The following is a 20,751-nucleotide window of genomic DNA, read 5'->3' as shown; positions in this document are numbered from 1 at the left end:
ACGAACCTCGTTCAGGACGGTTTGTCCGCCGGTTTGCCCCCGGATAGCTCCTCCAGCAGCATGTTCACCAGCATGAAGCCGTCGAATCGGCGCTGACTTTCTTCCTCGTGCGCCTCGGCCCAGGCAATGGCCAGCGTGAGCGGGAAGATCGTGGGATCGCCGCCGAGCAGGCGGGCGGCCACGCGCGAGAGCGCGAGCGACATGCGAATCGAGACCGGCAGCCTTCGCACCGTGGCCTCGCCGAGCTTCGAGCAGTTCTCCGCCGGCGACGTCACGAGATACTCGCGGCACCCCGAGGGGCGCGAGGCGTACGCCGTGCACGCCCCGTTTTCGAGGAACGGACAAGCGACGCCCTGCTGATGCCACGCGATGAGGAGCTTGCGCAGCTCGTTGTCGTTCGACATCTCCGCGAACGCAGCCTCGTCGAGGCCGAATGATTCGAGCGTCGCCTCGGCGTCGACGACCCGCGTGAGCACCTCCTCCTGCCGCGCCTCGGGCATCGCCGCGACGAGGTCGTGGATCATGAACGCCTCGGGCGGCGAGATGGGCACGAGCTGGTAACAGCAGGAATCACAGCCCTTCTTGCACGAGACCGCCCCGAGGGTCGGCAGGTGTTTCTTGACGCCGAGGGCGACGATCTGCTCGTCGAGCGGCATCACCAGCCGCGAGAGGTCCGACAGTCGCATCGGTTCGGCGGGGATGGCGAGGTTTGCGCGCAGCGTGCCCTCGGGCGTGCCGAGCTCGAAGGTAAACCTGTTTTTCAAGGGTTCCGGCATGGCGAGGCACGCAGCCTATCACGGACCGGCTGGATCGCACACGCGCAGCGGGCGAGAGCGACGACGAGCCGCCTTCGCCCGCGCTGCGCCTTTCCGTTCATTCCACTTCTTCGCGCGCGCTTCTCTTCTGCGGCTCGGCGATATCGAGGTCCAGGACGGCGACCTGGCCCGTCTCGACCTGGACACCCTCGGTCTTCGCGGACGTGACCACGTTCACGGCGTAATGGCCTTCGGGGAGCCCCGCGAGCTTGTAAACGCCGTCCTTGTCCGTCACGGGATACCGGATGTCGAGCCCCTGCTCGCGACCGCGGTTCGCCGCGACGAGGACCTGGACGCCCACGAGGGGCGTGCCGCCCGCCGTGATCCGGCCGCGAATCTCGCCCTGGCCCGTCGGGTGAATCGTGATGTCGCGCTCCGTGACGCCCCCTTCCTCGACGCGCACCGAGGTCGACGTGCGCTGATTGCCATGGAGGAGCTCGAGGCGCGTATTGCCCGGCGGGATCGAATCGAACCGGAATTGCCCCTCCTCGTCGGCGATCACGTTGACGAAGCCGATCGCGCGCTGCATGAGCGTGAGGCGCGCGCCGGGGAGCGGGGTGCCGTCGCCCTTGCGCGCCACGCCGGTGATGCTGCCGCCGTCCGACATGACGAGCTCGAGCGGTTTGGCGAGCTTGCAATCGGTCATTTCGACGACGACCGTGCTCGGCGCGTGCTCGCCGTCGTAGCCGCGGATGACGACCTTGCCCGAGGGGGCGTGCTCGATGCGGAAATGGCCATTCTCGTCGCTCTCGGCGCGGCTCGCAGCCTCCATCGAGACCTCGCTCACGCCGCCGGCGAAGCGCGCCTCGGCGTCGATGAAGACGTCCACGAGCGGGCGCCCGGCGCCGTCTTTCACCGTCCCTTCGAGGACGCAGCCCTCGCCGAGGACGAGCTCGACCTCGCGCGTGTCGCCCGGCTTTTCGATGTAGATGGCGTTCGAGAAGGCCGGGGCGTGGTCGACCGCGGTCGCGCGAATGACGACGGGCCAGGCCGGGAGCTGGTCGACCTCGAACGTGCCGTCGGTCACCTCGAATCGCTTGGACCAGAGCGGCATGGGTGCGGCGAAGCTATCGGGTGCGGCGGTGAGCACGTCGACCACGAAACGTTGCATCGGCGCCCGATCGGCGTCGAGCACGCGGCCCCGGACGATACCGCTCTTCGTCATCACGAGGCTCACGCTCTCGCCGGTCTGCGCGGGCACGAACGAGGGCCCGTATCCGCTCTTGTTCGCGACGAGCTGGTAGCTGCCGTCGGGCAGGCGCATCTCGAAGCGGCCCTCGGCGTCGGTCTCGAGCGAGGCGGCGGTCGTCGGGAGGTTGCCGGCGATGGCGAAGCTCGTGGCCGAGACCTGCACGCCTGCGAGGGGCTGTCCGTCGATTGAATAGACGCGGCCGGTGATCGCCCTCGCCTCTACATCACCCGGCTCCTCGTCCCCGGAGCGGAAGAGGCCACGATTGACGTATTTCGCGCGAACGTCGGGCGACGCGTCGAGCGCGTCGGCGGCGTGGCTTTGCGAAGCGGAAGGCCAGAGAAGGAAAGCGCCGAGGGCGAGGACCGGCACGGTCCCGAGCGTGGCCCATCCGGCAGGGGAGCGAAAGAAAGGCTTTTTCTGGTTCGTGGGCAGGTGCATCGTGCTCCTCGACATCGCCTGTCGGGCAAAAGGATGATTTCAGGTCATGGCCGAGAGAAACGGGCGCCGCCGGGGTGAGCGGCGGCGCCCGTGGTTCGCCACGTCAGGCCGGAATGCCGGCCCTACCGCGATATCAGTACTCCCAGGCCTCGATCGTGTTGACGTACGGGTAACCCGCGTACTTCACGACGCCCGCGAACCCGTCGTAGTGCTCGCCGACGTGCATGTACTCGATCTGGAGCGAGAGGCCCCAGTCATTGAAGCCGCGGCAATACACGTCGCTCGCGACCGTGGTCGGGAAGTTGATGTAGCTGTTGCCGAGGCAGCTCAGGTAGCCCTTCGTCTTGCGCTCGAGCAGGTCGCACTCTTCGCTGATGAGGTAGCCCTGGTTGTACCACTCGGACACGTAGAGGCACGCCTTCCCCGCGTCCTTGTAAAGGTAGGGATAAATCGTCCCCGCGAAGTCGTCGTTGACGTAGACCTCGAACGCGGCTCCCTCCGAGAGGGCCATGGCGGCGCTGGAGGGCGCGATCATCGCGGCGGCGAACGCAAACGAAAGCAGCTTCTTCATGGTGTGTTTCTTTCCCCCGTATCGAAGCAGGTGTGTCGTTAGCTATTGCTACTTGGCTCGCCTTCGAGGAGCTGCGCAATGCATCTCCGCGGGGCGCTCCGATCCGAAGCGAACTGCGTCATTCAGGAGCGCCTTCTCGTCAGCAGCTCCTATGCATTAAGTGTTACCAAGCGACCTCGGACAAGCAAGCCGCACTGGAGATTTTTGTTACCACCTCTCCATTCGACGTCGCATTCGGGGCCACGCGCGTGGACGTACCCACGAATGCGACGACACGCGATGCCGGACGGCCGACGAACACCATCGCCGCCAGAGCGGAGACGATCTCGAACGGCAAGAGGACGGGTCCGAGCACGCAAAGGATGATGCGGTGGAGGAGCCCGACGTTGCGCTGGAACCCGGCCCCGCGCGGGTACGCCGAGAGAATCGGGTTTTGCGCGGCCGCACGCCGTCCTCGGTGGAGGCATTCGCATGCCGCGGGCGAATGGTATTGTGGTATTCGGTGCGCGGAATCGCGCAAATCGGGAATGGCAGCGGATTCGCGCCGCCGTCGTCGCCGGAGAGGCTAGACCGGGGGCTGGCCCGCGCTGCGTTCGGTCCGCGGCATGGCGCTCACGGGCCCCGACGGCGGAGGCGCGTGCACCTTCTCCGGACCCTCGATCCCGAGCGTGGCGAGCGGCGGGAGCACGAGGCCGCACAGGCGCATCGCCGAGGTGATGTCGTCGAGGAAGTCCTGCATCACCTCCGCGGGATCACGCTTTTTCAGCCCCATCGTGATGGCGTATCGCGCCCCCTCGCTGCCCGGCCGGCCAAACGAGAGGAGCCCCTGCCTGAGCCATCGCTCGAAAATCATCTGTTTGTCCGCGTCGTATCGCCCCGTGCGCGTCAATTCCACGACGAGCCGCTCGCCGAGCGCCTGGTGTCCACGCTCCTCCTCGACGATCTTGCGGACCACCTTGCGGTATGGCTCGAAGCTGCATTCCTCGTACTCGCGGAGCTGCCAGAAGCCGCCGCGGTCGTAAAGGAACTGCGCCATCGCGAGCTCGTAGAAGCTCGCGGCGAGGGGCACGGGGCGCTCGGCGAGGCGCGCATTCACGACGGGCTCGACGCTCTCGCCCGTGAAATCCTGGTACATGCGCGCCACGGCCTCGTAGTGCTCGAGCTCCTCGCGGATGTGCCAGGTGAAGAGCTTGCGCCAGCGCATCTCCGGGACGAATTGCAGGCCGTGGCCGAAAAGGTGCGCCGCGGCGAGCTCGCGGTAAGCCTGCCCCTGCATCATCTGGACGAGCGTCCGCTGCCAGCGGTCGTCGCCGCCGGACTCCTGTGCTTTCGTCATTTCCCCCCCTATTGGTACTTCATGGACTCCGCGAAGCTTCGCCCCCGAGGGCCTTCGCGGCGAGACCGTCTTCCACTTCGCCGACGACCATCGTCGCCAGGCGCTCGATCGAATCGCGCCCCTCCTCGGCCGTGGCCTCGGCAGGCGCGCCCGTATACGCGTCCGTGATCCCCATGGCGAGAAAGCTCGTCTTGCCCTGACGGATACCGTCCGAGAGGCTGATTCCGAGCGCAGGGAGCTCCGCCATGCGGGCCTCGTCGACCGTGTCCGGGGCAGCCGCGAGCAGGATGGACGTCTCGTACCGCCCCGCATGACAGGCGCCGCTCTTGAACTCCGCCGACAGCGTGCGCGCCCAGCGGCGCGAGAGCGGCGAGGCCACGGAGGCGCTTCCCGCGGGCAGCCCTTCGATCGATGCCCTCACCGCGGCGTCGTGCGCGGGCTCGAGGTGATTGGAAACCAGGCAAACATGGCAAAACCCGGCTTTCAGATATCCCTCGATCACGGCGCGCAGAAACGCACGGAGCGCCTCCTCCGTGACCGTGACGGCGCCGGCGAAACCCTCGGCGAAACGCGTGACTCCATAAGGCACACTCGGCCCGATCAGGGCGACCGTCCCTCGCGCTTCGAGCAAAGAAACGGCGCGATCGGCCACTGCGTCGCCGATCATCGTGTCCGTCCCGAGAGGCAGGTGCGGGCCGTGCGGCTCGACGGAGCCGACCGGGACGAGCACGACGGGCGGCGTGGGACCCGTGAGCAGGGATTGCAGGGTCTGGGTCGTGAGTTCCGCGATGTGAGGGCGTCGGGCGCGCATGCGGTCGTGGTTCTCGAAGGCCCTACCGGATAGCACGAACGCTGGGACATCGCGAGAGGACGCGGAATTTTACGGTCCTGGCCTCTTGCTTGCATTCTGCGTTCGCCGCGAGGGGGGCCGGGAAGCTCTGGAAATCGGGGCGAGGCGAGAAGAATTTCATGTCACACCCGCCGCGTGCCCGAGATCCGGGAAAACCTTCGCGACCTTGCCGAGGAGCCATTGCCCGTAGGTTCCTCGAAATTCGTGCACGTTTTGCCGGTCCCACCGCTCGTCCGCTCGGCCGTCCGCACGGCTCGTATCGATCGCCTGGATCTCCGCGTCCCAGCCTGGATCGAAGAAAAACGGCAAGCTGAGCCGGTTTCTCCCCGAGCGATTGTGGACCCGGTGCGGCGTGGATCGATAAAGCCCGCCCGTCATTCGATCGAGCATGTCGCCGATGTTGCATACGAAGGATCCGGGCACGGGCGGCGCCTCGATCCAGCGGCCGCCCGATTTCACCTGCAATCCCCCGGCGTCGTCCTGCCGCAGGATCGTGAGGAGCCCGTAATCGGTATGCTCCCCGACGCCCCAGCTCTCGGCGTCGCCCTCCGGAGGCGGGTAATGGAAGGCCCGGAAGAGGATCGTGGGATCCGCCGCGACACGATCCGCGAAATACGAAGCGGGCAGGCCGAGGCCGAGGGCCATTCCTTCGAGGATGACGTGCCCGAGGCGGGTCATTTCGGCCATCCACGCGAGCACAGCCTCGCGGAACCCGGGGAGGTCGGGGAAGAGGTTTGTCCCGTGCAGGGGGACGCGGGCGCGGACGCGCGGGTGGTCGCCTCCGTGCTCGGCGCCGAAATAAATGCCCTCTTTGAGGTCGGGTTTGCCCGAGGTGAGCTCGCCGCCGACAGGGAAATACCCCCGCCACGCGCGGCCCGCCTTCTCCATGCGGATCTCCATCTTGCGATCGAGATCCTGCGCGAAAAACGACCGGCAGAGCGCGTCGAGGCGCGCTGCGAGGGCCTCGTCCACGCCGTGGCCCACGACGTAAAAGAACCCCGAGCCGCGGCAAGCCTGGTCGATCGCCCGCGCCGCGATGAGTTTGTCTGGGCCACCTCGCACGAGCGGATCGAGGTCCACGATCGGGACGGCGGAGATGCCTTCGGTCATCACGCCTCCGGATGCTCGAGCCGCTGCCAGTCGAGGATCATGCGCGAGCCGAACTCCAGGCGATCCACGTCGGCCAGCACCTCGGCCTCGATCGCGCGGCCGTTCCGGCGCACGCCGTTCGTGCTGCCCGTGTCGATCGCCCAGACGTCGGCGCCGATGCGGACGAGGAGAAAATGCACGCGGGAGACGTTTCTGTCGATCTCGCCGAGCGAGAGGCCACAGCGCTCGTAGCGGCCGATGAGCAGGCCTTGTTCGAGCCGCTCCGCCGAGACGCGCCGCTTCGCCTTCGCCATGCCGGCCTGCAGGCGGATCGTGCCCCAGGCGATCTCGGGCTCCTCGTCGTCGCCGAGCAGGAGCGGCGAGGCCTGCGTGGTGACACGCGAGGGCTCCTCGAGGCCTCGATACGGGCCGCCGCGGAGGCGCGGCGGGGGCAATGCGTCGACGCCGGCGCGTTTGTCGGCCGCGGTCGGGGCGCGTCGATCGACGAACGTACGCGGCGGCATCGAGGTCCACGCGTCGCCCGCGCGCGCGGGCCACGGGACGGCCGGCGAGCATGGCAAGAACCAGAGCGCGTATGCGCCGATCGAGAGATACGTGGGGCCGTCGGAGGAGAGCGCGCCGCTTTCCTGCCCGTCTTCGGCGCGGAACGGGAGCTTCGTGTTGAGGTCCCAGACCTGCAGCTTCGGCGCGCCGCCGTCGGCGAGCACGAGCCCGGCCATGTGGCGCAGCGAGATCGCGGACGAGGGCACTTGCAAGCGGCATTTCGTGTGCCGGCCGATGGTGAGCGGCGAGCCCGCCTCGCAGAGGACGGCGCCGACGAGGCGCGCGCGAGGGTCGACGAGCGCGACGGCGAACGAGGGCTTTCGCGCCGCGGAGGCGAGCTCGGCGAGCCGGTCGTAGGCGACGAGGAACGCGGCGCGGGGCGGCGGCGCGGGGAGGTTTTCGTCGGACGCGGCGAGAACGGCCATCGTGCCGCGGTTGTCGAAAAGGGGACCAAATGTGCCCGTCTCTTCCCCGGGCTCCTCGTCGTCTTCTGCGCGCATCGCTTCAAGATCATTGGGGCACGGAAGCGGCCCGGAGGCAAGTCGGGGATCGATGGAGGTCGTTGAGTCGGAGAACTGCTTGGGGTAGCGTCGCGGGACCGTCGGGCTGGAGGGGGAAAGTGCCCCGCGCCCGCGCGAACGTTCCTGCGAGGAGCCAGTCATGAAGCGCCCGATAGCGCTCGTATTTCCCTTGATCGCCCTTTTATGGGCCGTGATTTTGCTCGCGTGTCCACGCGCCGCCCAGGCCGCGACGACGATCCCGGGCGGCAACATCGTCAACCAGACGTGGACCGTGGCCGGAAGCCCCTACCTCGTGCAGGGAGACATCATCGTCCCTGCGAGCTCGAAGCTCACGATCCAGGCCGGCGTCGAAGTGCAGTTCGCCACGACCGACGGCCTGATGACGGGCATCGACTCCACCGAAGTCGAGATGACGATCCGCGGCACGCTGGAGGTGCAGGGGACCGCGGCGAACCCGGTGAACTTTCGGTCCACGACGACGGGTACGGCGCAGTGGTACGGCGTTGTCGTCGACACGGCCGGGGCCGTCTTGACGACGACGGGGCTCGTCGTGCAGAACGCGTCGTACGGCATCCGCGTGAGCGACGGCGCGCTCACGTTGAACGGCCTCACGGCGCACACGAACTATTACGGCGTCTATTTCCTCAACAAGGGCAGCGGGAGCCTGGTCGACGCCATCATCCGCAACAACTCGTACGACGGCGTGCGGGTGGACACGTCGAACTCCTCGACCGTCACGGTGGACGTGACGAACACGACGATGAACGGGAACGGCACCGCAGCCAGCGTGTACGCGGCGACGGGGTCGAGCGCGACGTTGAACGTCAAGAACTCGATCGTGACGAACAATTCGACGGGCGTGTACCGGCAGACGGGGCAGGGCACGACGAACGCCGTGGTCACGTATTCCAACGTGTGGGGGAACTCGACGAATTATTCGAGCGTGACGGCGGGGACGGGGGCGTTCAGCAGCAACCCGCTGTATACGTCGGCGCCGTCGAACCTGCGAATCACGTCGAACTCGCCGTGCCGCTTCGCCGGTGAGATGGGCGGTGACATCGGCGCGCTGCCGTACACGAGTGACCCGACGAGCGGGCTGCTCGGAACCTTGTGGACGAATACGACGCTGAACCTGGCGGGGTCGCCGTATTCGGCGACGGGCGATCTGACGGTGGCGCCCGGGGTGACGTTGACGATCGAGCCCGGCGTCGTGGTGCGGTTCGCGACGACGGACGCGATGGGGGCGGGGGCCGACACGACGGAAGTGGAACTGCTCGTGAAGGGCACGCTGAAGGCCGGCGGGACGGTCGCGCAGCCGGTGCTGCTGGAGTCGTCGTCGACGGGCACGGCGCAATGGTGGGGCGTGCATCTGTTCGCGTCGTCGACGGGGAACGTGCTGTCGAACGCGGTGATCACGGAGGCGTTTTACGGCCTGTGGATCCCGGACGGGACGCAAGCGATCGACGGTATCACGCTGCACACGAACTATTACGGCGCCTACTTCGTCCAGAAGGGCAGCGGTTCGCTCACGAATTCGATTGTCCGGAACAACTCGTACGACGGCGTGCGAGTGGACACGTCGAACTCCTCGACCGTCACGGTGAACGTGACGAACACGACGATGAACGGGAACGGCACCGCAGCCAGCGTGTACGCGGCGACGGGGTCGAGCGCGACGTTGAACGTCAAGAACTCGATCGTGACGAACAATTCGACGGGCGTGTACCGGCAGACGGGGCAGGGCGCGACGAACGCCGTGGTCACGTATTCCAACGTGTGGGGGAACTCGACGAATTATTCGAGCGTGACGGCGGGGACGGGGGCGTTCAGCAGCAACCCGCTGTATACGTCGGCGCCGTCGAACCTGCGGATCACGTCGAACTCGCCGTGCCGCTTCGCCGGTGAGATGGGCGGTGACATCGGCGCGCTGCCGTACACGAGTGACCCGACGAGCGGGCTGCTCGGAACCTTGTGGACGAATACGACGCTGAACCTGGCGGGCTCGCCGTATTCGGCGACGGGCGATCTGACGGTGGCGCCCGGGGTGACGTTGACGATCGAGCCCGGCGTCGTGGTGCGGTTCGCGACGACGGACGCGATGGGGGCGGGGACCGACACGACGGAGGTCGAGCTGCTCGTGAAGGGCACGCTGAAGGCCGGCGGGACGACCGCGCAGCCGGTGCTGCTGGAGTCGTCGTCGACGGGCACGGCGCAATGGTGGGGCGTGCATCTGTTCGCGTCGTCGACGGGGAACGTGCTGTCGAACGCGGTGATCACGGAGGCGTTTTACGGCCTGTGGATCCCGGATGGGACGCAAGCGATCGACGGTATCACGCTGCACACGAACTATTACGGCGCCTACTTCGTCCAGAAGGGCAGCGGTTCGCTCACGAATGCGATTGTCCGGAACAACTCGTACGACGGCGTACGGGTGGACACGTCGAACTCCTCGTCCGTCACGGTGAACGTGACAAACGCGACGATGAACGGGAACGGCACCGCAGCCAGCGTGTACGCGGCGACGGGGTCGAGCGCGACGTTGAACGTCAAGAACTCGATCGTGACGAACAATTCGACGGGCGTGTACCGGCAGACGGGGCAGGGCACGACGACCGCCGGCGTCACGTATTCCAACGTGTGGGGGAACTCGACGAATTACTCGAGCGTGACGGCGGGGACGGGCTGCATCAGCACGAACCCGCTCTATGTCGGGGCGCCGACGAACCTGAAGCTCCAGCCGTCGAGCTTCTGCATCGACGTGGGCACGGCGATGGGCGCGCCGAACAAGGACATCGAGGGCACGATCCGGCCGCTCAACGGTGACGGCCTGAATGGCGCCGAGTTCGACATGGGCGCCTACGAATACGCGCCCGCCTCGGTCTGCGGCGACGGGGCGCTCGGCGCGGGCGAGATGTGCGACGACGGGGTGGCGAACGGGCAATACGGCAAGTGCAAGGCCGACTGCTCGGGCCCCGGACCGTATTGCGGCGACGGCCTGACGAACGGGCCGGAGCAATGCGACGACGGAAACGCGTCGAACAACGACGCCTGTCTCGCGACGTGCATGGCGGCGGCCTGCGGCGATGGGTTCGTCCGAACGGGCGTCGAGCAATGCGACGACGGGAACGCGTCGAACACCGACGGCTGCGTCATGGGCTGCAAGACCGCGGCCTGCGGCGACGGCTACGTGCAGGCCGGCGTCGAGCAATGCGACGACGGGAACATGTCGAACATCGACGTGTGCACGAACACCTGCAAGCCCGCGGCCTGCGGCGACGGTTACGTGCAGGCAGGCGAGCAATGCGACGACGGGAACACGTCGAACAACGACGCTTGCCTGAACGCCTGCACGAATCCGAGCTGCGGCGACGGCTACGTGCAGACCGGCGTCGAGCAGTGCGACGACGGGAACATGATGAACACCGACGCCTGCGTCATGGGCTGCAAGAACGCCGGTTGCGGTGACGGCTACGTGCAGGCCGGCGTCGAGACGTGCGACGACGGCAACCAGAACGACAATGATGCCTGCCTGAGCACGTGCCAGGCCCCGAAGTGCGGCGACGGCGTCGTGCAAATGGGCGTCGAGCAGTGCGACGACGGCAACATGAACAACGACGACGGCTGCCTGAACTCGTGCACGACCGCGAAATGCGGCGACGGGTACGTGCAGACGGGCGTCGAGCAGTGCGACGACGGCAACATGGTGAACACGGATGCCTGTCTGAACTCCTGCGTGCAAGCGAAGTGCGGCGACGGCGTCGTCCGCGCGGGCTTCGAGCAGTGCGACGACGGCAACCAGAGCAGCAACGACGCGTGCTTGAACACGTGCGTCACCGCGAAGTGCGGCGACGGGCAAACGCAGACCGGCGTCGAGCAATGCGACGACGGCAACGTTTCGAACACGGACGCATGCCTGAGCACCTGCGTGCAGGCGAGCTGCGGCGACGGCTTCTTGCAGGCCGGCGTGGAGCAATGCGACGACGGCAACGCGAGCAACACGGACGCGTGCCTGAATCAGTGCGTGCAGGCGACCTGCGGCGACGGGTTCGTCCAGATGGGCGTCGAGCCTTGCGACGATGGCAATGCGAACGATACGGACGCGTGCCTCGTCGGCTGCAAGGCGGCGAGCTGCGGGGACGGCTTCGTGCAATCGGGCGTCGAGGCCTGCGACGATGGCAACATGGTCGATGACGACGCCTGCCGGAACAATTGCTCGCTGCCGGGCTGCGGCGATGGCATCGTCGGGCCGGGCGAGGCCTGCGACGACGGCAACATGTCGAACACGGACGCGTGCCTCGGCACGTGCCTCTCGGCGAGCTGCGGCGACGGGTTCGTGCAATCGGGCGTCGAGCAATGCGACGACGCAAACACGAACGACACCGACGGTTGCGTTTCGGGTTGCAAGAAGGCGAGCTGCGGCGACGGGTTCGTCGAGGACGGCGTCGAGGCCTGCGACGACGGCAACCAGGACGACACGGACGGCTGCAAGAACGACTGCTCGTTGCCGACGTGCGGCGACGGCGTGGTGCAGGCGGGCGAGGCGTGCGATGACGGCAATGACGAGGACACGGACACGTGCCTGTCGACGTGCGAGAACGCGAGCTGCGGCGACGGGTTCGCGCAATCGGGCGTCGAGGAGTGCGACGACGGCAATCAGGCGGACGGCGACGGTTGCAGCGCGTCGTGCGCCGATGAGGGCCAGGGCGGCGCGGGCGGCGGCGGCGGCGCAGGCGGCGGCGCAGGCGGCGCAGGCGGCGCGGGTGGTGCCGGCGGCGCAGGCGGCGCGGGCGGCGACGGTGGCGCCGGCGGCGATGGCGGTTCGGCCGGCGCGGGCGGCGGCGTGACCGACGACGGCGGCTGCGGCTGCCGGACGGCGCCTGGTGCGGATGAGGGCCACGCGGGATCGCTCCTCGTGGTGCTCGGCGCGCTCGGCCTTGTGCTCGGGCGGCGGCGCAAGGTCGCGTGAAAAGGCGCGGGCCCGGAGAGGGCCCGCGTTGAAATGAAAAGGGCGGGCCCACGCGGGTCCGCCCTTTTCATTTCAGGCAGGGGATATCAGTTCGCGCTGTCGCACTCGACGCCGCCGAGCGTGGTGCCGTTGTTGTCCTCGAGGCACTCGTTCAGGCCGCTCTGCCCGCCCTCGTCCTTGTCGACCTCGACGTAGAACGACATGACGATGTCGCTCGGCATCAGCTTGTATTGCACGGTGACGAGCTCGTACTGGCCGGGCAGGAGCGCCTTCGTGGTGGTCGCCTCGCCGATGAACGTGCCGCTCGGGCCATCGCCTCGGTAAAACCTCACCTTCACGCCGGGCGGGACGCCGTTCGTGCCCTTGTTTTGCACGAACGCCCGGAGATCCACGAAGCCGTCCGTGCAGGGGGCGAGCGACGCTTCGAGGCTGACCTGCAGGTCGGGCGCATTGAAGACGCCGGCGCCCTGGTTCGACTGGCGGTAGTTGTTGAGGCCGAAGGGGCCGATCCAGCTCGCGGGCTCGGGGGAGGGCACGCTGCCGTTCGCGTTCACGTTCGTGAGGTGATAGGCGTGCTGGTTCCAGATCTTGCGCGTCCGGACCCAGTTGTCGCCCGCGTCGCCGTAGACGTAGACGCCGTGCCGCAGGCCGTTCATGCCGTAGGGGCAGCTGTTCTGGCTATTGAGGTCGTTCGCCGCGAGCACGACCTCGGTGTTGTTGTCGCCGTCGACGTCCACGACGACCGGGTACTCGTGAATGGTCGCCGACGGGTTCTTTTCCTCGTAGAGCGTATCCCCGGTCGCGCCGTCATAGACGCGGAAATAGCATTCGTCGTTGTAGACGACCTCGGCCGCGCCGTCGCCCTGGAAATCGAAGACGCTCGATCCCGTGCGGTTCGACGAGCCGTCCTGCGTCGTCTTTTGCCATTTCACGGACAGCGTAGCCGTCTCGCCGGCCTCGAACTCGAAGACGGAGTACGCCGTGCCGTTCGCCGCGGCGATCTCGGGCAAGCCGTCGGCGTCGAAATCGGCGATGGTCGGAGGGCCGCCGAGGCCGGTCCCGGGCATCGCGACGGTGGCGATGACCGCGCCGGTCGTCGGGTTCTGGACGCGCACGGTGCCTTGCGCGATGACGACGAGCTCGGGCTTGCCATCGAGGTCGAGATCCGCAATGGCGGGATAACCGTCGACGAGCGCGGCTTGCTCCCAGTACGTGGTGCCGTCGGCCCGGAGCGCTTTCTTGCCGCCCACGATTTCCTGCGGCATCACGCCGTCGAGGTCGGCGATGATGCTGACGGCGCCGTAGGTGCCGGTGTTTGCCCCGAAGAACGCGCCGCCGTTGAATCGGAGGACGCCCGCCGCATCGAAGACCGCGCCGCCGACGACGATTTCGGGTTTGCCGTCGCCCTCGAGGTCCGCGATCGCCACCGTGGCCGAGTCGAGGCCGACGTTCCAGGCCGTGGTGCCGTCCGTTTGCTTGGACGTCCACTTGACCTTGCCGTCGTGCTCGAACGCGATGAGCCCGCCGCCCGCCTTGCCGGTCACGATTTCCACGAACCCGTCGCCGTCGATGTCCGCCGCCGCCGGCGTCACGCGCGGCTGCACGCGGTTCGCGTCGGCGTACACGTCCACGTTCGCGTCCCATTTCTCGACGCCGTCCTTGCCATTCAAGGCGCGCAGGTAGGCCGTCTGGCTTGCGTTGAAGTTGTTGGACGTCACGATCACCACGTCCGGGGTGCCGTCGTTCTCCAGGTCGACGACGACGGGCATGTTGATGACCTGGCGGAACTCCGGGAAGATGGGACTCTCCGTCCAGGACCATTCGAGCACCGGCGTGAGCGGGCCGGGCGGCGGCTTGTATTCGCAGGTCGCGGAGCCCGGGGGCGGCTGCGGCAAGCACACGCCGAGCGTCGATTCGCAGAACTCGCCCTCGGCGCAATCGGCCCAGTCGAGGCAATTGCCGCCGGGTTGCTCGCATTTGTCCGCCACGCAGACCTCGCCTTGCCCGCAGCAAACGGAGAGATCGGCGCCGCAACGGACGTTCGTGGCGCAGGCCGGCAGGCAGGCGTCGATCACGCACTCCGAGCCCACGGCGCAGCAATCGCCGGCGCCGCAGACGATTCCGGACGGGCATCCCGGCACGAACACGCCGCCCGTCCCAGCGTCGCCGCCCGTTCCGCCCCCGGCACCACCCATTCCCCCCGAGCCCGCCGTGCCCGAGCTCGCGCCGGAACCCGTCGGCTCCGTGCCTCCGCCGCTGCAACCGGCCGCGCTTCCGAGGGCCAGGATCAGAATGGCTCCAAGTGCCTTCATCGTTCTCCGCATCTTCCGACCTCCTAAGAGGCGGAAGGAGAACGGGGAAGGAAGTGCGCGTCAAGACGCCGAAAGTACGTCCACTACGTTCGATCGCGGTCCGGCGGTGTGCCAGGAACCGGGGGCGTCGTACCCGAGAACGTGCTCGTGCGCGCGCGGGGTCGAATCGCCGCGAGTCGGGCGGCCGCGCCTTCGAGCGTGGTGGCGGCATCATGGAGCGCGGCGGCGGCGCCGGAGAGTGCGGCGGCGGCGTCGGAGAGGCCGGGCGCGGGTGGCGGCACGCTCGACGAGGGGCGCTTCGTGCGCGCGGGTTCGGCGCTCGGGGGCACGCTCGGCGGACGGCGGTTCGCGCCGGGCGTGGGCATCTGCGTGGAATCGGGCCGATGGGGTCTCTCGGGGGCTGGCGTGGCCCGCGGAGGCGTGACCCTTGGAGGGGATTGCGTCATGGGAAGTAAGCGCGAAGAGCGTCGTTGGGCCCGAAAAGGGTACGGGAGGAGGCGGGCCCCCAAGCTCCCCCGACGCGCCCGAGGCGCGCGTCATTGCGGAGCAACGCGTGTGCCATCCTGGAATCGTTCCTTTTTCGCGCAATCGTGGCGACGCGGAGACCGTGGATTTCGCGCCCGGCGGTCCGGAGCGTGATCGTGCCGTCCTGCACGCGCCGGCGATTGAGGCGCTTTTGGCTCAGCGTGCGCGTGGACGCCGCGTGGGATTCAGGGGTCTTCGTCGTCGGGGCGGCGGAGCCGCGCGCGCACGGGCGGCAGCGGGACGGTCGCATTCGGGACGGGGCGCTCGGGGGACTCGCGCTGGTAAGCGCCGATGGTCGCTCGGACGATCGGGGGAAGGAAGACGTGCTCGAGGTCGACGCTGGCGAGCGAGGCGGCGACGGTGGCGATGCGGTCGACGAGCGGGGCGCGTTCGTCCACGAGGATGAACCGTTTGCCGCGGATGACACAGAGCCCTCCGCGCCACTTCTTGCCGCCGTCGGAGAGCGAGGGGTCGAAGGACTCGGAGCGCACGGTGATACCCGCTTTGCGTGCGGCGTGGATGAGCTCCTGGAGGAGCCGCCCGAGCTCCATCCCCCGAGCGTACTCCCGTTCGAGGCGGACGGCGTACGTTTCCTGCGTTTCCTGATACTCTCCGGATCGGCGGCGGTGTGTGTCGTCGCCGGGGGTGTTCTCGGGAGGCTTGGGTCGTGCGCTTTTCGTTTCGCTGGGGTCTCGTTCTGGTTGCGCTCGCCGCGCCGGCCGTCTGGCTCGGGCCGGGCTGCGGCGCGCGCACCGACATCGAGGACGAAGACACCCTGGACGAGGACGAAGACGACGCCGGCCCCGACGCGCTCGACGAAGACGCGCAGCCCGACGTCTCGCCCGACGGATCCGACGCGGAGCCCGATGTGTCGCCGGATGTCGTGTTCGACGTGATCGAGGAGATCGTCGAGGACGCGCCGAACGACGTGATCGAGGACGTGCCGATCGACGTGATCGAGGATGTGCTGATCGACGTTCCCGAAGACGTTCCCGAGGACGTGCCCGAAGACGTTCCCGAGGACGTGCCCGAAGACGTGCCGGTGGATGTTCCGCTCGATGTGCCCGAGGACGTGCCGCAAGACGTCCCCGTCGATGTGACGCCCGACGGACCCTGCCCGGACGCCGACGGGGATGGCTACTCGGTCTGCGACGGCGACTGCAACGACGCTGATCCGCTGGTGAACCCGGGCGCATTCGAGTTCCCGAACGGCAAGGACGACGACTGCGACGGCGTGAGCGACAACCCGAACATCGCATGCGGCACGGGCCTTTCGTACACCTCGCAGGATCCGCTCGACTACGCGAAGTCGATCGAGCTTTGCCAGACGACGACGCTGAATGCGACCGGGGCGAACAAGCGCTGGGGCGTGATTTCTGCGGAGCTTCGGCTCGCGGACGGCACGGGCACGCCGTTTCCGCAGTCGCACGCGATCATCACTTCGATGGGCAACGTGCTCGGCCCGCGGGCGAACCAGAACTTCGTCTTCCTCTCGACGGGCCTCGCGGCCACGCCGAGCCAGCCTTACTTCCAGTTCGGCACGCCGCAGGGCGGCACGAACAACAACACGCAGTCGGCCACGCCCCCCGGCTTCCCGACCAACAAATCCGGATGCCCGGTCCCCGACGCGTCCACCGCGTTCGACCCGGTCAACCTCAAGATTCAGGTGCGTACGCCTACAAACGCGAACAGTTTCGCGTTTGATCATGCGTACTGGTCCTCGGAGTACCCGGAGTATGCCTGCTCGCCGTTCAACGACCTCTGGGTCGTGCTGTTGAAGACGAACGCGTCGGGAATCGCGAACAACCGCAACGTGGTGTTCGACGGCCAGGGCACGCCCGGCTCCGTGAACCTGAATTTCTTCGATCGTTGCGTGGCCGGCCCGACAGGTTGCTTCGGCACGCCGGGCTTCAATTTCTGCTCCGGGGGCAAATCCGAGCTCGCGGGCACGGGCTACGACGACTTCGACTCGCCCTGCAACAACACGCCGAGCTCCATCGGCGGGAGCACGGGATGGTTGACCACCGAGGCGCCGATCGTTCCCGGCGAGATCGCGACGGTGGAGTTCATCGTGTGGGACTCGTCGGACGGCATCTTCGATTCGTCCACGATCCTCGACTTTTTCCGCTGGTTGCCGGGCAAGCTCGCGACCCCGAAGACCTACCGGCCGTAGCGGTAGCAAGCGGGCGGCGCATGTTCGTCGGGAAAAAGTCCGTCCAGGGTGTTCGCACGGGTCGTATTCGTGCGGGTCGGGACGTTCGTTCGGGCTGCCGCGGTTGACTCGTCGATCGTCCCGTGTTATGCGGCTGTTCAGTAGCGTGTCCGGCCGAGTGGGAGCGAATGTGCGCTTCCCGGTCGTGGCGGGCAGAGGCCCAGCGCGTGGCGTCGAAACTAGGACGGCACGTGCGACGCGCACCAAGAGGAGCGCCCAAGTGATGGGAGCGCCCGAAGGGCTGGACAAAAGATGACGTTTACCGATGCAGCGGCCGAGGTGCTTCGCCTCGTCGGCAGGCCGCTCCACTACAAAGAGATCACCGATATCGCGATAGAGAAGAACTTGCTCAGCCACGTCGGGAAGAGCCCCGAGGTCACGATGGGCGCCCGGCTCGCCGCGATGCTCAAGAAGGACTCGTCCGACACGCCGCTCATCCGGGTCAAGCCCGGCGTCTTCGCGCTGCGGGAGTGGGACGAGAAGACGCTGCGCGCAGGTCTCGACGGCAAGAAGGGCAAGCGCGGCGGCAAGCAAGAGCCCGCCAAGGCCGCCCGGCACGAGGTCGAGGAAGAGGCCGCCCCGGAGGTCGCCGAGGAAGAAGAGGCGGAGGCCGAGACGGAGGCCGCGGAGGCCGAGACGGAAGAGGCGCCCGAGGAGATCGCGGCCGCCCCCGTCGCCCCCGCCGAGGTCGCCCCCGCCGCCGAGGAAGAGGCCGATGAGGACGACGAGACGCTCGTGTCCCCGGTCCCCGCCAAGCTGTCTCCGCCCATGCCCCGTCCCTCGGCTCCATCCTACGCACGCGCGGAGGAAGAGGACGAGATCGACGCAGGCCCCGCCGGCCCCGACGACGTGATGCGCGCGGAAGCCGCCGCCGGCGCCGCCGAGATGTTCGACGAGGAAGAAGACGACGACCAGCCGATCCTCGGCGGTGGCGACGAGCGCGCCGGTGGCGGCGCTGCCGAGCCCGGAGGAGAAGGCCGCCGTCGTCGTCGCCGCCGTCGCCGCGGTCGCAGCACGAACGGCGAGGCCCAGGCCCTGCCCACGAGCGGTGGCGGGCTGCCCTCGTACACGGCGACGCCCGCGTTCGAAGTTCGTCGCGACGGACGTGATCGCGATCGCGACCGCGACGTCGGCCGCGATCGGGACCGCGACATCGGCCGCGACCGCGACCGCGATCGGGACATCGGCCGCGATCGCGAGATCGTGCGCGAGGTGGCGCCGACCGAGGCCGTCTACCGCGGCCCGCAGGTCATCGAGCTGACCCCGGGTGAAGGTCATCCGGCGCTCGACGATCTCGCCGGGCGCGAGCTCGCCGACGCGGTGGCCGCGATCCTGTCGACGTTTGATCGCAACGCCGGCGCCGTGTCCCTGCGGCAGATCGCCGAGACGGCGCAGCGCCGCGGCCGCCTCTCGGGCGACGCGCAGCTCGTGCAGTCGCAGGTGGCCGCCGCCGTGCGCGCCGACAACGCCCGCCGGATCGCGGCCGGTCAGCGCCCGCGCTTCCGCTTCGCCGGCGGCCGCGTGGCCCTGACAGACTGGCTGCTCGGCGGCGATCTCGCGCGCCTGGAGCAGGAGGCCCTCGCCGCGGTGGAGCGCTACCGCGACGCGGCCCGCCGCGCCTTCGCCCGCAAGCTCGGCGAGCTGCCCGGCCACGCGTTCATCGAGGTTTGCGTCCTTGCGCTCGAGCGCATGGGCGTCGGCCAGCTCCGCGCGGTGCGCCGCGCCGGCGCGCCCGGCGGTGAGTCGCATTTCTCGGGCGTCCTGCGCATGGGCAACGACGAGATCCGGGTGGCGATCGTGATCCGCCGCGACGGCCGCGAGGTCGGTCGCGAGCGGGTGACGGAGCTGCGCGGCTCGCTCCACCACTACGGGCCGGCCACGGTCGGATGGATCTTCACGGCCGGGCAAACGCTGTCCGGCGCGCGGGAAGAAGCGTCCGTTCCGGGGACGGCGCCGATCGCGCTCTACGACGGCCTCGCGGTGGCGCGTCTGTGCGAGGACAACGACGTGGCGGTGATCCGGGCGCGGCTGCCGATCGCGATTCCGGACGTCGATTTGCTCGACGCGCTGCGCGCCTCCTGACCCTGGGTGGGGGGCCGGTCGCGGGGCTTTGCCCCGTACCCCAGAAGGGGGCTGTCCGCCCCCTTCACCCCGGACCAGGCACGGCCTGGACCGAGGGCCGAGAAACCGCGCGATGCGCGGTTTCTCGGACGGGCCCGCGACAAGACCCTCCACGATCTTGCCAGCCAAGACAGCAGCGCTCCTCATCGCTGGTCTTGACCTGGCCTGTTCGATGAACTGCGCATCGCGCAGTTCATCGACCCCGGGTCCAGCGCTTGCGCTGGTTCGGGTCCAGGGGTGAACAACCCCTGGTCGGGGTCCGGGGTGAAACCCCGGCGCTACGCTGTGGAACCCCGCCACGTTGACGGGCTCGGACTTTCCTGCAACGGTCCAGCCCGCATGCGCGCCCACGTCGCACGGTTTTCCCTCATCACGGCCACCCTCCTCGCCACGGCGTGCGGCACGCGTCCGCCTCCGTCCGTTTTTCCCACGGGAGACGACGCGCTCGGCCGGATGAAGGCCACCTACGCGTGCGTCAACGGCGTCCAAGGCCAGGCCAAGATCGACCGCTTCGCCCCTGAAGGCCGCGTCCGCGGCGAGGTCCACCTCTTTGCCGTGAACCCCGACCGCGTCCGTTTCGACGTGGTCAGCCCCTTCGGGGCCATGCTCTACACCCTCACGGCTGACGGCGAACGCTTCCAGATGCTCGACGTGAAGGAGAAGCAATTCCTCTTTGGCCCGGCGAGCCCCTGCAACCTCGCGCGCATGACCCGCGTCCCCATCCCCGGGCACGCGCTCGTATCGCTCCTCCGCGGCGAGGCGCCCGTCCTCCTGCACCAGCCCGGCGCCCCCACGATCAACTGGGACACTGACAAGGGGTTTTACCGTGTCCTCGTGCCGAGCACGCGTGACGCGCAGCAGGAGATTCACCTCGGCATCCGGCCCGAGGACTGGGACAAACCCTGGTCTCAGCAGCGCGTGCGTGTCCTCTCCGTCCTCGTCTCGCAGCGCGGCGTCGACCTCTACCAGGCCGAGCTCTCGAACCACGAGGCCGCCCGCACTGCGCCGCCGCGGGTTGATCCCGACGGCATCGAGGACCCGATCCAGCCCATCGGCGGCGCCTGCGACGCGGAGCTGCCGCGCTCGATCCGCATGCGCGTCCCGCACACCGAGGAAGACGTGATCTTCCAGTACAAAGAAGCGCGGTGGAACCCGCCTCTCGTGCCCGGTGCCTTTCAGCAGACCGAGCCCGGCGGCGTGCGCAAGCTCTACGTCACCTGCGACAAGTAGACCACGCGG

General features: G+C 68.2%; 14 protein-coding genes. 4 read left to right on the top strand and 10 right to left on the bottom strand.

Translation table 11 applies throughout. The features are described 5' to 3' along the window. Positions 1-11: 11 nt before the first annotated feature. The 7 genes from KEG57_RS26720 to KEG57_RS26690 all read right to left on the bottom strand — a co-directional run bounded on the left by KEG57_RS26720 (position 12) and on the right by KEG57_RS26690 (position 7,355). Positions 12-764, bottom strand: coding sequence for a YkgJ family cysteine cluster protein (locus tag KEG57_RS26720; RefSeq protein WP_272458887.1), 753 nt, complete (start codon positions 762-764; stop codon positions 12-14). Between the two features lie 109 nt (positions 765-873). After that, entirely contained in the window at positions 874-2,445 is a 1,572-nt protein-coding gene (locus tag KEG57_RS26715) for a carboxypeptidase-like regulatory domain-containing protein (protein WP_272425351.1), read from the bottom strand. Positions 2,446-2,578: 133 nt separating this feature from the next. Then, positions 2,579-3,016: a hypothetical protein gene (locus KEG57_RS26710; RefSeq protein WP_272425352.1), complete on the bottom strand. Its 438-nt coding sequence runs from the start codon at positions 3,014-3,016 to the stop codon at positions 2,579-2,581. 565 nt (positions 3,017-3,581) lie between these two features. After that, complete coding sequence (locus KEG57_RS26705; protein ID WP_272425353.1) at positions 3,582-4,352, bottom strand: Phenylacetic acid catabolic protein; 771 nt, start codon at positions 4,350-4,352, stop codon at positions 3,582-3,584. A 19-nt stretch (positions 4,353-4,371) separates the two neighbouring features. Beyond that, complete coding sequence (locus KEG57_RS26700; RefSeq protein WP_272425354.1) at positions 4,372-5,163, bottom strand: creatininase family protein; 792 nt, start codon at positions 5,161-5,163, stop codon at positions 4,372-4,374. Between the two features lie 156 nt (positions 5,164-5,319). Further along, positions 5,320-6,312: an isopenicillin N synthase family dioxygenase gene (locus KEG57_RS26695; RefSeq protein ID WP_272425355.1), complete on the bottom strand. Its 993-nt coding sequence runs from the start codon at positions 6,310-6,312 to the stop codon at positions 5,320-5,322. After that, the gene (locus KEG57_RS26690) at positions 6,312-7,355 is read right to left on the bottom strand and encodes an FHA domain-containing protein (RefSeq protein ID WP_272425356.1); all 1,044 of its coding nucleotides are present in this window, start codon (positions 7,353-7,355) and stop codon (positions 6,312-6,314) included. The genes KEG57_RS26695 and KEG57_RS26690 overlap by 1 nt, the downstream gene beginning before the upstream one ends. A gap of 160 nt (positions 7,356-7,515) precedes the next feature. Here KEG57_RS26690 and KEG57_RS26685 point away from each other — a divergent pair, with 160 nt between their 5' ends. Beyond that, positions 7,516-12,342 (top strand): DUF4215 domain-containing protein, encoded by a 4,827-nt coding sequence (locus tag KEG57_RS26685; protein ID WP_272458886.1) that lies wholly within the window; start codon positions 7,516-7,518, stop codon positions 12,340-12,342. Between the two features lie 86 nt (positions 12,343-12,428). Here the strand turns inward: KEG57_RS26685 and KEG57_RS26680 are convergent, their stop codons facing one another. From KEG57_RS26680 to KEG57_RS26670, 3 genes are all read right to left on the bottom strand, one after another. Then, entirely contained in the window at positions 12,429-14,654 is a 2,226-nt protein-coding gene (locus KEG57_RS26680) for an FG-GAP repeat domain-containing protein (RefSeq protein WP_272427147.1), read from the bottom strand. An 83-nt stretch (positions 14,655-14,737) separates the two neighbouring features. After that, positions 14,738-15,019 (bottom strand): hypothetical protein, encoded by a 282-nt coding sequence (locus tag KEG57_RS26675; protein ID WP_272427149.1) that lies wholly within the window; start codon positions 15,017-15,019, stop codon positions 14,738-14,740. A 345-nt stretch (positions 15,020-15,364) separates the two neighbouring features. Then, complete coding sequence (locus KEG57_RS26670; RefSeq protein WP_272427150.1) at positions 15,365-15,730, bottom strand: hypothetical protein; 366 nt, start codon at positions 15,728-15,730, stop codon at positions 15,365-15,367. A 116-nt stretch (positions 15,731-15,846) separates the two neighbouring features. Here KEG57_RS26670 and KEG57_RS26665 point away from each other — a divergent pair, with 116 nt between their 5' ends. From KEG57_RS26665 to KEG57_RS26655, 3 genes are all read left to right on the top strand, one after another. Beyond that, positions 15,847-17,352, top strand: a complete 1,506-nt coding sequence (locus KEG57_RS26665; RefSeq protein WP_272427151.1) for a MopE-related protein — start codon at positions 15,847-15,849, stop codon at positions 17,350-17,352. Between the two features lie 291 nt (positions 17,353-17,643). Beyond that, positions 17,644-19,473, top strand: coding sequence for an HTH domain-containing protein (locus tag KEG57_RS26660; protein ID WP_272427153.1), 1,830 nt, complete (start codon positions 17,644-17,646; stop codon positions 19,471-19,473). A 378-nt stretch (positions 19,474-19,851) separates the two neighbouring features. Then, the gene (locus tag KEG57_RS26655; protein ID WP_272427156.1) at positions 19,852-20,742 is read left to right on the top strand and encodes a LolA family protein; all 891 of its coding nucleotides are present in this window, start codon (positions 19,852-19,854) and stop codon (positions 20,740-20,742) included. The last annotated feature ends 9 nt before the right edge of the window (positions 20,743-20,751 follow it).

The organism is Polyangium jinanense (assembly GCF_028435365.1).
This window is presented reverse-complemented; position numbering and strand designations above follow the sequence as displayed.